The 16,743-nt window shown below is 46.9% G+C and carries 9 protein-coding genes; 7 read left to right on the top strand and 2 right to left on the bottom strand.

From position 1 onward, the window contains the following. Positions 1-210: 210 nt before the first annotated feature. From helD to DC345_RS08495, 3 genes are all read left to right on the top strand, one after another. Positions 211-2,586, top strand: a complete 2,376-nt coding sequence (gene helD / locus DC345_RS08505) for an RNA polymerase recycling motor HelD (RefSeq protein ID WP_113052710.1) — start codon at positions 211-213, stop codon at positions 2,584-2,586. A gap of 329 nt (positions 2,587-2,915) precedes the next feature. Continuing rightward, on the top strand, positions 2,916-4,772 hold the full coding sequence (ade, locus tag DC345_RS08500) for an adenine deaminase (RefSeq protein WP_113052709.1): 1,857 nt from the start codon (positions 2,916-2,918) through the stop codon (positions 4,770-4,772). 387 nt (positions 4,773-5,159) lie between these two features. Further along, on the top strand, positions 5,160-6,080 hold the full coding sequence (locus DC345_RS08495; RefSeq protein ID WP_113052708.1) for a hypothetical protein: 921 nt from the start codon (positions 5,160-5,162) through the stop codon (positions 6,078-6,080). A gap of 159 nt (positions 6,081-6,239) precedes the next feature. On the opposite strand, the gene DC345_RS08490 is transcribed toward DC345_RS08495, so the two are convergent. Continuing rightward, positions 6,240-7,154: a helix-turn-helix transcriptional regulator gene (locus DC345_RS08490; protein WP_113052707.1), complete on the bottom strand. Its 915-nt coding sequence runs from the start codon at positions 7,152-7,154 to the stop codon at positions 6,240-6,242. A gap of 172 nt (positions 7,155-7,326) precedes the next feature. On the opposite strand from DC345_RS08490, the gene yicI reads away from it, so the two are divergent. The 4 genes from yicI to DC345_RS08470 all read left to right on the top strand — a co-directional run bounded on the left by yicI (position 7,327) and on the right by DC345_RS08470 (position 15,293). Next, complete coding sequence (yicI, locus tag DC345_RS08485; RefSeq protein ID WP_113052706.1) at positions 7,327-9,645, top strand: alpha-xylosidase; 2,319 nt, start codon at positions 7,327-7,329, stop codon at positions 9,643-9,645. Between the two features lie 223 nt (positions 9,646-9,868). Beyond that, a complete protein-coding gene (locus tag DC345_RS08480) occupies positions 9,869-10,885 on the top strand; it encodes an aminoglycoside phosphotransferase family protein (protein WP_113052705.1) in 1,017 nt (338 codons plus the stop codon). Positions 10,886-10,900: 15 nt separating this feature from the next. After that, positions 10,901-13,813 carry a glycoside hydrolase family 3 protein gene (locus DC345_RS08475; protein ID WP_113052704.1) on the top strand — a complete coding sequence of 971 codons (2,913 nt, stop codon included), beginning with the start codon at positions 10,901-10,903 and terminating at the stop codon, positions 13,811-13,813. 178 nt (positions 13,814-13,991) lie between these two features. Then, positions 13,992-15,293, top strand: coding sequence for a bacillibactin exporter BcbE (locus DC345_RS08470; RefSeq protein WP_113052703.1), 1,302 nt, complete (start codon positions 13,992-13,994; stop codon positions 15,291-15,293). 103 nt (positions 15,294-15,396) lie between these two features. Here the strand turns inward: DC345_RS08470 and DC345_RS08465 are convergent, their stop codons facing one another. After that, on the bottom strand, positions 15,397-16,719 hold the full coding sequence (locus DC345_RS08465) for an MFS transporter (RefSeq protein ID WP_113052702.1): 1,323 nt from the start codon (positions 16,717-16,719) through the stop codon (positions 15,397-15,399). Between the last annotated feature and the right edge of the window lie 24 nt (positions 16,720-16,743).

Raw genomic sequence — 16,743 nt, 5'->3', positions numbered from 1 at the left:
AGGGTAATAATAGAATGAAAACAACAAAAAACGCCTCCGCTTGCATCGGGACGTTGTCACTGGTACAATAAAAAATGGTTTTCAGAAAATTAGAACTAATTAACATAAAATAAAAATGTTTACTTTCTAATTAATTATACCATAGCCTTTTCGGGCTTGTCAAATGGGCTTTTGAGGACACAATCCGGGGAAAGAGGGGCGTATTAACATATGAGTACAGACCAGCAATGGAGCGAGGAGCAACAGCGGGTCAATGTTGTAACGGAACAGATTGATCGGAAAATCGACATCCTGGAAAAAGAGGTAGGTTCCTTCAGGGACGAAGTTGTGGGAATGAGAAAAGACTTCTGGGACGAAGTCACCATGAACTTCAGCGAAGCAGATGACGTGGGTGAGACCTCCACCAGTATGAGGCAGCAATCACAGGTTCTATCGGATCGGGAGCGCAGTCATCTGAATACGGCAGCAGCGCTGGACAAAATGAAACGGCTGCATCATTCACCGTATTTTGGCCGCATTGATTTTAAGGAAAATGGCTACCCCAATGCAGAGCGGATCTATCTGGGTATCGCATCATTACTGGATGAGAAGGAGGAATCCTTCCTTGTCTATGACTGGCGAGCACCCATATCGAACCTGTATTACGATGGTGCGCCAGGTCCGGTCACGTATCATACCCCGAGCGGTGAGATAAGTGGCGATATTGAGATGAAGCGGCAGTTTGTCATTCGGGATGGACGTATCCGGTTTATGTTCGACACCGGGGTTACGATTGGGGATGAACTGTTACAGGCTGTTCTCAGTCGAACCTCGGATGCACAGATGAAAAGCATTGTAGCGACGATCCAGAAGGAACAGAACCGGATTATCCGTAATGACCGGACTCGCATGCTGATCGTGCAGGGAGCTGCTGGCAGTGGTAAAACATCGGCTGCACTCCAACGAGTGGCGTATCTTCTCTATAAATACCGTGAGCATCTGCAAGCAGATCAGATGGTCCTTTTTTCGCCAAATCCGATGTTCAACAGTTATGTTTCCACCGTACTGCCTGAGCTTGGGGAAGAAAATATGCTGCAAACGACCTTCCAGGAGTATCTGGAACGCCGTTTGGGCCGTGAGTATCAGCTGGAAGACCCATTCATTCAGCTTGAATACGTATTGACCGGAACAGAAGATCTTGAGTATGAAGCGCGTATGTCCGGTATTCGATTCAAGTCATCCGAATCTTTCCTGAAGGTGATAACGCGTTATAAGGACAGCATGATGTCTGAAGGTATGAAGTTTAAGCCGGTTCGTTTCCAGGGGCGGGCTGTAGTTACAGCTGAGGCCATGGCCGAGAAATTCTATAGCTTCGAGCCATCCGTCAAATTGGTGAATCGATTGGAAATCCTGCGGGACTGGATGCTGAAAGAGTTATCGGCCTTTGGCAAAGGTGAATTGGAAGCACCTTGGGTAGATCAACAAATGGATCTGATGGAGCCGGAAGATCTGCAGCGGGCCTATCAGCGCCTCAAGCGAAAGCAAAAAGGGAAGGCGGACACGTTCGATGATTTCCAGCAGGAACGGGAGATCCTTGCTCGGATGGTGGTCAGTGATCGGCTCAAGCCTCTGCGCAAATGGATCAAATCGTTACGTTTTGTCGATGTCCGTCAACTGTATGCGCACTTGTTCAACGATCGGGCGCAGATGGTTCGCCTCTTGGGAGAGGAAGCACTGCCTTCACACTGGGAAGAGATTGGTGAGATGACACTTCGCAGACTGAGAGTACAGGAGCTGGCCTATGAGGATATCACACCATATTTGTATCTGCGTGAGTTACTGCTCGGATTCCATATTAACTCCAATATCCGCCATGTGATTATTGACGAGGCACAGGATTACTCGGCCTTCCAACTGGCCTTTATGAAAAGATTGTTCCCGAGATCAAAAATCACCGCACTTGGAGATTTTAATCAAGCGATCTATGCACACTCTTCGGTATTGAGTGGTACGGGGCCGCTGACCAATCTGTATGGACCGGAAAATACGGAAGTGATCGAGCTGACGAGAAGTTATCGTTCAACACAGGAAATCGTGGAGTTTACACGCGGCATGGTTCCGGGTGGAGAAGAGATTGTTCCATTTAACCGGGGTGGGGAGAAGCCAAAAGTGATCGTTTCCTCCAATGAACAGGAGCATCTGGATGTCATTACAGCTGATCTCAAACATCTGATACAGGAAGGGTATGAATCAGTCGCGGTCATCTGTAAGACTGCGGAAGAGAGCAAGGACATCCATGAAGCATTAAGCAAAGTACTTCCTGCCACACCGAAGCTGATTAAGAAAACAACGCTGGCCTTTGAACGGGGTGTGCATGTTATCCCGGCGTATCTTGCCAAAGGTGTGGAGTTTGATGCGGTTCTGATCTATGACGGATCTGCATCGCAATATGCGCAGGAGCACGAACGTAAGCTGTTCTATACGGCATGTACTCGTGCGATGCATTTACTGCATATCTATTGCATGGGGAAACCGAGTCCATTCATTACGTCCCAGTCCGAGGAATTGTATGATATGGGCAAGGTGTCTGCGGCTCAGGCCGACTGAATTTGTTGTCAGGTTCTTGAAGGTGGCTTCCGTTCGAAAGGACGGAAGTTTTTCTGTGTATTGGGGAATACGATGTGGGGAATAAGAAGCTCCATGAGGTTTGGCCTTTGCTGTGAGAGGCAGGGAGAGGATCATTGGTAATAGATATCTCTTCATAGATATCTCCTCTGACATCAGATTGGATGGATTAGGTTCTATGGATAAAAAATGATTCATCCTTTGTGTTCATGCACAATAGGTGTGAATTTTCTTTACACATGACGGCGAGACTCATATAATCGTAACAATCTATTTTTTTTGGATCGTTTATTTATGAAGGAGGCAGCAATATGAACACACCATCTTTTGAACGCCCATTAATGGCGGATTGCGTACCGGATCTGGTGGCAACAGCACGGGGGGATTTGCCTGCTACCTTGGTCATTCGGGGCGGAACGCTGGTTAATGTGGTTTCGGGTGAAATTTTGCCAGGCATGTCTGTAGCGGTACAGGGAGCCCGGATTGCATATGTTGGCAAAGATGTAAGTCATACGATCGGAGAAAATACACGTATTATTGAGGCAGAAGGCAAGTACATTGCTCCCGGATTGCTGGATGGGCACTGTCACATTGAAAGTACACAAATGAAAGTAACCGAGTTTGCAAGAGCTGTTCTGCCTTCCGGAACAACGGGAGGGTTCTTTGACCCGCATGAAATCTCCAACGTGCTTGGACTTAAAGGTTTGCGATTGATGCTGGATGAAGCTCGGACGACGCCAATGGCTGCATATATGCAGGTGGCTTCCTGTGTTCCTTCCACACATCCTGGACTGGAGACAACAGGCGCTTATATTGGACCGGAAGAAGTGGCGGAAGCTCTCTCCTGGGGGCCCGATATGATTGGTCTCGGTGAAGTGATGAACTTCCCTGGGGTTGTGTACGGGGACGAGACGATGATCGGTGAGATCCAGGCGACGCTTCGGGCAGGGAAGGTGGCAGATGGTCACTTCACTTGGGCGGCGGATGACTGGCGTCTGCCAGCCTACGCAGCAAGCGGCGTTACAGGGGATCATGAATGTGTTACGAAGGAAGATGTGGTGGAGCGCCTGCGGCTTGGCATGTACGCCAAAATGCGTCAGGGCTCTGCATGGCATGACGTTGCAGAAACGATCAAAGCCTGTACTGAGCTTGGCCTGGATACACGCCGCATGATGCTGGTGACGGATGACCGGAGTTCAGAATCACTGCTCAAAGAAGGCCATATGGACTTTGTTGTACGTTTGGCCATTTCTCAAGGGGTGAAGCCGGTTACCGCTTTCCAGATGGCGACGATTAATACGGCTGAACGTTTCGGTGTAGCGCGCGACATTGGTGCGGTTATTCCGGGGAATATCGCCGACATTATTTTGCTGGATGGACGCTTGGCAGATGTCCGTGTAGGCATGACGATTGCCGCAGGGCATGTCGTGGCAGAGAGCGGCAAAATGACTGCAGTCTGGGACAGCTTCACGTATCCGAAAGAGGCGCTGAACACCGTGAAACTGGAAGCGAACATTCAGCCGAAGGATATGGAGCTATCTGCGCCAATTACCGAAGGAACAATTGGCGCAAAAGTGATTCATGTGACAGAGAATCATGTGGATACCAAAGAGCAGCATGTTAATGTCACGGTAGAACATGGCAATGTCGTCGTTTCAACTTCAGATGAGATCTGCAAAATTGCGGTGATCGAGCGTCACAAACAAACGGGCAATCGTGCCGTTGCCCTTGTTGGGGGCATTGGCTTCACAGGCCCTGCGGCCATTGCGATGACCGTAGCCCATGACAGTCACAATCTGCTCATTATCGGTAATAATGACGCATTGATGGCTGAGGCGGGCAACCGGGTCATTGGCATGCAGGGCGGCGTAGCCGTCGTGACAGCCTCTGGTGTGACCGAATTCCCGCTGCGTATTGCAGGGCTGATGTCCACGGAATCTTTTGAAGTGGTAGCAGCTCAATCTGCTGCTATAAGTGAAGCGTTACAGTCTGCTGGCTGTACGTTAAATAACGCGTTTATGACGCTGTCTCTGCTGGCACTTGTTGTTATTCCTGAATTGCGCTTGTCTGATAAAGGCTTGGTGCGCATTTCGGCAGAAGGCATTGAGCTGGTATCCCTGTTCGATGAAATGGTGGAGAATACACCGGCTGCTCCAGCTGGTAATTAACGAATAATAGCGTGTCAGTCTTCTTTGAAACGGGGAGAAGTATAGGTCGCCTTTGGGCGGCCTTTTTTTATTTTTACAGGAAAACGCTTACTAGGTCTTGAGTCGTCTGTTGTACATATGCAAAAAATGACCCATGTTGGGGTGAAATTAGGATAAAATTAAAAAGTTTTTCATAAATAAGACTTTAGAACTATAAATACAGAAGTGTGAATACCCGAAATAATGTTATATGATTCTTTCGTCGTAAGTCTAAGAGATGATGTTGCATATAAAAGCAATGTAAATAGTCGTACATCGAAACTGTATCCAATGAATGAATATAAAACGACAGAATTTCATCGAGATTTGCACGATAGAGCTGCATAACATCAAAGGGAGTGTACAAATATGAAAAGCAAAAAGAGATACCAATTCATTTTGTTAATTAGTTGTTTCATGCTGTTTACGGGGAATGCTTATGTTTGCAAGGCCACTGCACTTGGCTCAGTTGACAGTTATGAAACCATCCATGGAACGGTTCAGGGATCGGTAAGAGCAACCTGGGTATGGGATACCACACAGATTCAAAATAACCCTCAGCTAGTGCTGAAGTTTGCCACAACGAACAAAATCAATACAATCTACCTACAAATGAATCGGGATGTAAAGCTTCCGTACTATACATCTTTCATTCGTCAAGCCAGAGAGAAAAATATTGCCGTGGACGTGATGGATGGAAGACCTGCCTGGGGACTGACAGAGAGCCGGGGGCAAATTGCAGACTTTCTGGACTGGGTTGAAGCGTATCAAAATCAAGTTGAGCCCAATGAGAAATTTGCAGGCATTCATCTGGATATTGAACCTCATGTGCATCCAGAGTGGAAAACCAATCAGGCCAGTGTGATTACGCAGTGGCAGGGAAATGTTCAATATATCGTTGATCGCGCTGCACGGATGAAGATGCCTGTAGCCGCTGACCTGCCTTTCTGGCTGGATGGTTATAAAATTCCGGGTTCCACGATGAATGTAAGCAGCTGGATGATCCGCAAGTTTGACTCTATCACCATTATGGCTTACCGGGATACGGCTGCGGCCATCTATAATGTAGCGAAAGATGAGCTTGAGGAAGCGTCCCTTTTGGGTAAAACAGTATCGATCGCCGTGGAGACCAAGCAAAGCAAGGAAGGTGATTTTATTACCTTTTATGAAGAGGGTACAGCATATATGGAAGCACAGCTCAAGTTGGTAGAGAAAATGGCAAGTGTGCATTCGTCTTTTAACGGATTCTCGGTGCATGAGTACAGCTCATGGGAGACATTGAAAAAGTAAAATGAAATTCATACATCAATATGATAAAGAAGGTGCTTACGGCCGAACGGGCTGAAGCACCTTTTTTGCATCTGTTAACTCAAATAAAAGTGGAGAACAGTGAAGTGTCGTTAGTTCAGAGTGCCGAGTGCGAATGCTGGTCCTGAAAGATGTTTAAGCTTAGACCAATGCAGGTTCCATCGCCACTTTCTCATAAAACATTTTGCGATATTGGGACGGGGTAATGTTCTTGTGTTTCTTGAATGTTGTAATGAAATAGCTCAAATGCTCGAACCCAACGTCCATGGCAATATCGACAATTTTGTGATCGGTATTCTCAAGCTGCACACAGGCCTGCTGGATGCGATAATAGTTGATATAGTCGACCGGACTTTTCTGCACCATCTGTTTGAAAAAGCGACAAAAGTGTCCTTCGCTCATATTGGCTTCATCTGCCAGTTCTTTTAACTTGAGTGGTTCGGGGTAACGCTTGTGAATATAGCTTAACACTGATTTCAGACGCTCCACTTTATCATGACTGCCTGACGGAATGGTCCTTTTGAGTGAAGCAGGTCTCATATGTTCAAACATTTGTGCAAATATTAGATAGAGGTAAGCTTTGGTTGTCATCTCGCAGGTTGGTGTCCCAGCGGCATGATCGGCGAAAATACGTTTCAAATGGAAAATAATTTCTTGTCCCCACGCTTCATCGGTTTGGATATGGTAAGGGGGGAGAACCGTTTTGTGCACTAGTGGGCCAACGAATTTCTCCTGTACAGCATCGAACGTACGACTGCCTAACAGCTCCGGGTTAAATACGATGGATGAAAAAACACAAGGGACATCGCCTTTCAGATAGCCTGCGTGAATTTCCCCCCGATTGATAAAGATGGCTTCTCCCGCCTGAACCTCTACCGTATTCATATCGATTTGAAAAACTGCACTGCCCTGAGTGACCATGGTGAATTCCATTTCATCATGCCAGTGGCAATCGAGAATACTGTCGCCATTCAATTGTTGAATATCCGGATACACACTGACTGGGTACATGGCATTGCCGTGAATCCGGTCTTCGCGTAATCGTTCACGTTCCATATGTGATTCTCCTTTTGCATCATTATTAATGTAAACGTTCCCATAGATTGGTGGTGTTTATAAAGAATCGGATAAGAAATATCAGAATCGTGATATATTTGGTCAAAATATGAGAAGAAATTAGTTATTAATATCAATATTATTATAGTATAACCGAAGGGGGAAAGAAAACATGAAATTTACTGATGGATTCTGGATGACTCGTGAAGGGTACCACATTCAAAACCCGACTGACATTCGTGATATTGTGCAAAAAGAGAATTCTGTGACCGTATATGCGGCAACTAAATATATTCGCACCAAAGGCGACACGTTGAATGGTACATTGCTTAAAGCAACTTACAGCTCACCTATGCCTAACGTTATTCGTGTAACTTTGAATCATCATAAAGGCGGAGTGAAAAAAGGGCCTGTATTTGAGCTTAACAATCAAGATGTGAACGTTGACATCTCGAAAAATGAACAAGGTGCTGTTTTGAAAAGCGGCAATCTGGAAGTTCAAATCGACAAAACGAACGGTTGGGACGTCAGCTTCCTGTATGGAGGTAAACGCATTACGGGTAGCGGTCAAAGAGCGGCTGGTTATATTACTGGTCCAAGTAAGGAAGCGTATTTCCGCGAGCAGCTTGATCTAGGCATTGGTGAATACGTTTACGGACTTGGTGAGCGCTTCACACCATTTGTTAAGAATGGCCAGGTGGTTGACACGTGGAATGAGGACGGCGGTACAAGCAGTGAGCAGTCCTATAAGAACATTCCTTTCTACTTGTCCAACAAAGGATATGGTGTATTTGTAAACCATCCTGAACGCGTATCGTATGAGATTGCATCTGAGAATGTATCCAAAGTGCAGTTCAGCGTAGAAGGCGAGACGTTGGAATATTTCATTATCGGCGGTGACAATCCCAAGGATGTACTTGATAATTATACGAAATTAACAGGTAAACCAGCGCTTCCACCAGCATGGACGTTTGGTCTGTGGCTGACAACATCATTCACAACGGATTATGATGAAGCAACGGTTAACCATTTCGTAGATGGCATGGCTGAACGTGATCTTCCGCTGTCTGTATTCCATTTTGACTGCTTCTGGATGAAGGAATACCAATGGTCTGATTTTGTATGGGATGAAGCGATGTTCCCAGATCCGGAAGGCATGCTTGCACGTCTGAAAGAGAAAGGCCTCAAAATCTGTGCGTGGATCAATCCATATATTGCAGAAAAATCCTACTTGTTCGATGAAGGTATGGAGAACGGTTATCTGGTAAAAACCGCGGATGGCAGCGTATGGCAATGGGATATGTGGCAAGCAGGTATGGCTCTGGTTGATTTCACAAATCCGGATGCTGTTAATTGGTATAAGAGTAAGTTGGAAGTTCTGCTTGATCAAGGTGTAGATTCATTCAAAACTGACTTTGGTGAAAGAATTCCGACAGATGTCGTGTACTTCGATGGCTCTGATCCGGTTAAAATGCACAACTATTATACACAGCTCTATAACAAAGCTGTATTTGAATTGCTCGAAGAAAAAATTGGCAAAAACGAAGCTGCTCTGTTTGCACGCTCTGCAACAGCAGGTGGTCAACAGTTCCCGGTTCACTGGGGTGGAGACTGCTCTTCTACTTATGAATCCATGGCTGAATCACTTCGCGGTGGTCTCTCGCTTGGACTTTCCGGTTTCGGATTCTGGAGCCATGATATCAGTGGCTTTGAGAGTACAGCAACCCCTGACGTATACAAACGCTGGGTACAATTCGGACTTTTATCTTCTCACAGCCGCCTACACGGAAGCACTTCGTATCGTGTGCCTTGGCTGTTCGACGAGGAATCCGTGGACGTTGTTCGTGACTTTACCAAACTCAAAATCAGCCTGATGCCGTATCTCTACAATTCTGCGGTGGAGTCGACTGTAAAAGGTATTCCGATGATGCGCGCTATGCTGCTGGATTTCCCTGACGATCCAACAACGTACAGCCTGGATACACAATACATGTTTGGTGATTCGATCCTGGTGGCTCCAATCTTCAACAAGGAGGGTGATGTTCGTTATTACCTGCCTGAAGGTACATGGACCAACTATCTGACAGGTGCTAAAGTTGAAGGTGGACGTTGGATCAGTGAGAATCATGACTTCAAAACATTGCCAATGATGGTTAAGCCAAACAGCCTGATTGCTGTTGGTGCTGTGGATAGCAAACCGGATTATGACTTTGCGGATAATGTATCCCTTCACTTGTTCGAACTGGCTGACGGCAACTCCGCTCAAGCGGTGGTTGTAAACCAAAATGCTGAGCAGGAGCTGGTTGTCAACGTATCTCGTAACGGCTCTGTCCTGGAAGTTCGTGCGGAAGGTGCAGGCAAACCATGGAATATCGTGCTGCGTGGCATCGAAAGTGTATCCGGCGTAGAGGGCGGTTCCCAAGCGTCTGGTGCAAATGGTGTTGTCGTTACGGCAGCGGAAGATGCTAGCTCGCTTACAATTCAACTGTAATGTTTATTGGATAAACAGAAGGACGGTACCGCAAGGTGCCGTCTGTTTGTCTACTGTCGTGCCATTGGAAGATATGGTTATAGAAAAGAAATGGTAGTATCATTTATACATCGAACTAAACTTTTATATGAGAACGTAGGTTGTTCTGTCATCGAAGTGGCAAATGTAATTATTCTTTAGTTCAATTTATAAAGCGACAGATAAAGTTAGGGGATTTTATCAAATGGGTACAACGAATTCAGGCTTACACCAAACCATTACAGCAGAGATGCTGCATAAGGTGGTAGAAAACACTTTTGGAACCGCTACCATTGTGAATAGTTTTGAACTGTTGCAGGGTGGACTTTTTAATACAACGTATCGAATTCAGCTTGAACATGCGTCGTACGCGGATGTGATATTACGTTTGGCTCCAGAACGGGTAGAGATGGCGCTCGGCTCTGCTGGCGATCCGTTATTTTCATTTGAACGTACGATGATGTCTGCGGAACCTGTTGTTTATGAATATTACCGTAAAGCAGGCATTCCCGCTCCAAATATTATTGTCTGTGATGACAGCGGATTGATCATTCCGAGAACGTATATGTTTATGGAGTTTATCGCCAGTAAGCAGCTGGATCATTCATCGATTTCGGAAGTAGATAAAGAACGATTATATCATCAGCTCGGCGCTTATACGGCTGTCATGCATCAGATTGAGGGTGAATCGTTTGGCTGGCCGCAAGGCGATGGGACGATTGAAGGCTCGGATCATTGGTCCGAGGTGCTGCAAGCTTTTGCAGAAGAGACGGCACTCAAAGCTTCACAAGCCGGGTATATGCCAGGTGTGGGGGAAGAAATCGCAGATTTGTTCGTAACAAATAAGGATTTATTTGATCAGGTGACTATTCCGGTTCTTGTTCATAACGATCTTTGGGAAGCCAACGTGCTTGTCCATGAGGAGAACGGGCAGCTAAACATTGCCGCCATCATTGATGGGGATCGCTCCATGTTTGCGGACAGGCAGTTTGAGGCTATTTTATCGACAGAATCATCAGCTGGTTTTCATGAAGGCTATGGCCGTCCTCAAGATATGACCGATGGGGGACAGGCACGTCTTTTGGCCTATCGCATACTTTCCTCTTATTTTAACGCATATGTGCATGAACATCAGGTTGATCGGCCGGAGGCAGGACAGAAGTATCGCGAGCGTACGCTGGATCTATTGGAAGAATGGAAGGGACTCAAACTTAACGAATAAGTAGGAGGGTTTAGTATGAAAGAGTATATTCAATATCCGATGTGGGACGCAACATTGCCATTGGAAGAACGATTAGATGACTTGATTGCGCGTCTGACAACGGAGGAGAAGATCCGCTTAATTCCTACACGCGAAGCAGCAGTACCCCGATTGGGAATACCTGGCTATAATGTGGGAGGCGAAGCAGCTCACGGGGTTGCATGGATAGGTGAGGCTACCGTTTTCCCGCAGCCGCTTGGTCTGTCGAGCACCTGGAATATCAAGCTCATGCGTGAAATCGGTTCCGTCATTGGAGATGAGGCCAGAGCATACCACCATCGTGCTCCCGAGCGTCACGGCTTGACCTTATGGGCGCCAACTGTCGATCTGGAACGGGATCCGCGTTGGGGCAGAACGGAAGAGGGCTATGGTGAGGACCCTGTACTGACAGGTGAAATGTCAGCAGCTCTTGTGAAGGGGATGCAGGGAAACCACTCTTTCTATCTTAAAATGGTAGCGACGCTGAAGCACTTTTTTGCCAATAATAATGAGAAGGATCGGTTGAATTGTTCCTCCAGCATTGATCCGCGTAACTTGCGTGAATATTATTTAAAAGCATTCGAGACGTCTTTCGTAGATGGTGGGGCCTTGTCCATGATGACAGCCTACAATTCGATCAACGGTACACCCGCCATTGAAAGCCCTTATGTGAATGATGTGGTCAAGGGTGAGTGGGCCATGCCTGGATTTATTGTGTGTGACGGGGGAGATTTGTCCCAGACGGTCAATTATCACGGTTACCATGCCACGCATGCGGAATCGGCAGCAGGAGCATTAAAAGCAGGTGTGGACTGCCTGACAGACGAGGTTGACTTAGTCGTGTCTGCCTTGGAAGAGGCGCTTGAGCGAAAATTGCTGGAGGTCGAGGATCTTGACCGGGCCATTCGAAATATATTTGGCGTGCGGATGCGGCTTGGACAACTGGATCAGACGGGACTTAACCCGTATGCTTCGATATCGGAATCTGTATTGTGTGCGCCTGAACATGCCAAATTAAGTTACAGAGCAGCAGCGGAGTCTATCGTATTACTCAAAAATGACGGACTGCTTCCTCTCCAATCGGAAAGATTGCAGAAGGTTAGCGTAATCGGTCCCCTTGCGGATGTAGTCTATACCGATTGGTACAGTGGCACACTGCCTTATCGTGTTACCGCTTTGGAAGGACTGCGTAAGCAGCTTGGCGGTGCGGAAGTATCTTTTACAGATGGGAATGATCGCATCAGTCTAAAGACAGTCGATGGCAAGGTAATCACGCTTGGTGCGGAGGGAAAGCTTGTTGCCGTGCCGGAAGGCAGTGCAGAGGCTGCTGAGTTCATCCATCAGGACTGGGGCTGGGGAAGTCACACGCTTCGCAGTGTGAAAAACAATCGCTATGTTTCGTTAACTGAACAGGGCATCTATCAGGCAATTGCGCCGGAGATTGGTGGCTGGTTCGTCAAGGAAGTGGTACAGATTGATTCACAAGCGGATGGAAGCAGCGCGTTGCGTACATGGAACGGTTTGCCCCTCAGCCTGAATGAACATCAGGGGCAACTGGTGCTGTCCCCATCGACGGAACAAACACAAGAAGAGTTGAACTCATCTGGTAATCCGGATGTCGTAGAAGGGAAACAGCAACCTGCTGTGTTCAAGCTGGACATTGTTGCTGACGGAATAGAACAGGCAAAAAAAGCTGCACAGAATAGTGACGTTTCTGTCGTTGTTGTCGGTAACAGTCCCTATATTAACGGTAAAGAGGAAATTGATCGCCCAAGCCTGCAGCTTCCGCCTGAGCAGGCCCGATTGGTAAGAGAAGTCTGCCAAGTGAATCCCAATACGGTCGTTGTCATTGTGGGAAGTTATCCATTTGCACTGCAAGAGTTAAAAGACGTGGCTCCAGCAATCGTATACCTCACACATGCAGGCCAGGAATTGGGGAATGCAGTTGCAGATGTTCTGCTCGGAAATTATGCTCCTGCTGGTAGACTGAACATGACATGGTATGAGGATGAATCGCAGCTTCCTGACATTATGGATTATGACGTTATTCATAACGGTACTACCTATATGTATCATGAAGGTCCAGTCCTGTATCCCTTTGGTCATGGATTGACCTATTCCGAATTTGAGTATAAGTCGATTCGAGTAGAGCGGGCACTGGGATCTTCTGGTGATGATGTGCTGAACATTAATGTACAGGTCGAGAACAAAGGGAAACGTGCCAGTGATGAAGTGGTGCAGCTGTATGGGCACGCTCAAACTTCACGGGTGAAGCGACCACAACGTCAATTGATCGGCTTCCGGCGGATTCATCTTGCTTCAGGCGCCGTGGAAAATCTTTCTTTCGAAATTCCTGTTCAGAATCTTACCTTCTGGGATGTCACTCGAAACAAATATTGTCTTGAAACCGCCACCTGGTCGATCATGGCTGGACGTTCCTCAGCAGATATTCGCCAGACCGAAGAAATTCACATCGAGGGTGAAACCATTCCTGCACGCGCGCTGAACTTGCCTACGTTTGCGGAAAATTACGATGCGTATGCAGGCGTTCTGTTGGATGAGTGTCGGGAAGGTCGTTCAGCTGTCCGTGCCATTGTTCCAGGTGAACCGCTGTATCGTGAAGGTCGTTCTTCCTGGATTTCATTCCACGACAATGCTTTCCGGCAAGTTAGTGGGTTTGAGGGTCGGGTGTCAGCCTTCGGAGTAAGTGGCGAATTGGAGATTCGAGCTGAAGGTCCAGAAGGTCCGCTGCTCGGCACTTGTGTCATTCCCGGTTCCGCTGGAACAGTCAACGGAAAAAATCTTCAGTGGAGCACAGTTCGCTGTTCCCTGAAGGCAGAGCGTGAGATCGAACAGCTCTGTATCGTTTTCAAGGGCGGTGCAGCTCTTCAGCAATTTGTACTGAAATAAATGTTGATTAGTTGATCTTCATAATGATAGTGAAAAGGCTGTCCCGACACTGAATTTAGTGCGACAGTCTTTTTGCGCTGTCATCCCAAGTGACCTTTTTTACATAAGCCGTATATTCAACTGCAGAACAACCCACAATAACGTTGTTGTTTTCTGATTCTGTAAAGGTGGTTGAGGCATGAACGATAAAAAGTGGGACCTCGTCGCACTTGCTTCCATTCCGGTAATAATGACGCTGGGCAACTCCATGCTGATTCCCATCCTACCGCAAATTGAGCGTGAATTGAAAGTGTCCTCATTTAAAGTCAGCATGTTAATTACGGTTTATGCGGTCGTCGCAATCCTGCTCATTCCACTTGCGGGATATCTGTCGGATCGTTTCGGCAGAAAAGCCGTCATTATTCCCAGTCTCATCATTGCAGCTGTAGGAGGCGCGGTAGCAGGTGGAGCAGCCTGGATGCTGAATGGAAATGCGGCATACTGGGCCATTCTTGGTGGCAGACTTTTGCAAGGGATAGGAGCAGCTGGGGCTTTCCCAATTGTCATACCATTGGTTGGTGACATGTTTGATGATGAGAACGAGGTGAGTAAAAGCCTTGGCATTATTGAAACCTCGAACACCTTTGGCAAGGTACTAAGTCCGATAATGGGTGCAGCTCTGGCTGTGTGGATTTGGTATTTACCTTTTATGGCTATTCCGGTACTCTGTGTGCTTTCATTGGTTCTGGTTATTTTCTTGGTGAAAACACCAAAGAGGAAGGAAGAACCAAAGAGCTTTCCCGAATTTGTGGCTTCCATCCGCAGTGTGCTAAAAGAAAAGGGCCGCTGGTTATATGCGATTTTTGCGATCGGTGGTATTTGTATGTTTGTTCTCTTTGGCGTGCTCTTTTATCTGTCGGAGACATTGGAATCAGAGTTCAAATTAAAAGGGGTACTTAAAGGACTTGTGCTTGCCATACCACTGGCTGCTTTATGTCTGGCGTCTTTTTTTGCTGGAAAATGGATAGGAAAGAACAAGACACGCATGAAATGGCTGGGGTTTATCGGACTTGCTGTTCTTACGGTATCTCTCGGTATAATCGGACTTTTTGACAACATCTATGTAGTCGTCGGTTTGTTCACCCTTGGCGGGGCAGGAATAGGGGCTACACTGCCATGTCTGGATGCTATGGTTACTGAAGGGGTGGACAAGGAACAACGGGGCACCATCACGGCGTTATTCAGCAGCATGCGTTTTATCGGCGTGTCTCTTGGCCCTCCTGTCGTGTCATTGTTAATCTCTTCCCACCATTTCCTTTTATTTGGCATTCTCGCCGCTTCCGGAGCGGTGGGAGGATTGCTCACGTTATTGGCAGTCAAGCCAGACAAGGGGGACCAGCCCACATCAGGTAGTGGTCAAAATCATCGTGAACGTGAGTATGATGAAGTAAAACAGCCTAGTGGTTATCTGCCAGGGAGACGGAAGAAAAGTCCATTCTGATTTATTTTAAGATTATAAAAAAACGCGTTTACTCTGAGGGATATATTTTCCCTGACAGAGTAAACGCGTTTTTATTGAATTGAAGTACAGCAGCGTAGTTGCATCAACGATCTTTTTGCTGAGCAGTTGTGTTCTCTTCGGTCGCAGTCTCAGAATGATCATGTCTATCGGAATCCTGCGCAGCGATATGTGTATGAGTCAATAACGGATGCACAGGTACCGCAAAACCACCATTTCGTTTCCCTTGAATCAGGTATATCAGGAGAAATAGAATCATGAACACAATGGAATAACGGTACATATCGGTATAACTGGTTATGGAAGCAATAGCGCCCAGCAAAAGTGCTCCCAGAGCGATCCCCAGATCCAGCGTATTCAGAAACATGCCGTTAGCCATACCGCGCTGTGAAGGGGAGACAATCTGAATCATCCAGGTCTGCATGGAAGACTGTATCGAACCATATCCGATTCCATATAAAAATGCAGCCACAAACAAGATGGACATCGACGAGGCGTATGAGAGCGTGATCAGTCCAGCAGCGATGAATATCGCTCCGGGAATCAGTAATGCTTTGGGACCTTTACTGTCATAAATCCGTCCTGCAAACGGTCTGACCAGCAGTACAGCGAGAGCATTAAACAAGAAGAACAGTGCAGGATTAGCCAGGTTGGCTTCTTTTCCGTACAAAACGATGAATCCCACCAGTCCGCCATACGTGATGGATAGCAAACAATTCAGTATACTTGGCAGAATCAGTTTTCGATTGAAAGGCGTCTTTACTTTGGTGCCTGATATCGCAGCTGTTCCAACTGATGGAGTGGGTACCACCTCATCATTGACCCTGCGAGCTTTCTTGCGTGTTAGTGAATAGCTGAGCGGATAGATGACTGCAATAACACCTGCCGTACACAACATGAGTGTCACGAAACCGGCACCCTGAAGCACGGTGACCCCAATAATGGGACCCATGGACATGGCGAGACTTGTGGAAAGGCCGAAATAGCCCATGCCTTCACCCATTCGTTTCACGGGCACAATATCCGATGCCATTGTTGGGAAAGCCGTGCTACTCATACCGAATCCGATACCGAACACCATGCGCAGCAATAAAAGAACAGCAATCCCAGCAGCAAAGTAATATCCGAGTGTTGCGAGTAAGGCAACCGTCAGGCCAATATAGATCATGGCATTACGAAGACCCTTCTCCAATGCTTTGGCTGAATAGAGCCGAGCAGCAATGGCGCTAAGGGCAAAAAGACAGGTAAAGAGGCTGACTTCAAAGGCATTGGCGTGAAAACGGTCCTGCACATAAGAAGGAAGTGGGGATACAATCATGTGGAGTTGCAGAAAGAGTAGAAAGTTACATAACATGAGCAGGATAAAATCGGTAGTCCATAGTTTGACTTGTGCTGATTGTGATTTCATTTTTTGTTCATTCCCCCTGGTGTA

Source organism: Paenibacillus taichungensis (genome assembly GCF_003287275.1).
In the GTDB taxonomy this organism is placed as follows: Bacteria; Bacillota; Bacilli; order Paenibacillales; family Paenibacillaceae; genus Paenibacillus; species Paenibacillus taichungensis_A.
Note: the sequence above shows the minus strand (reverse complement) of the source record. Positions and strands in the feature narration are given on the sequence as shown.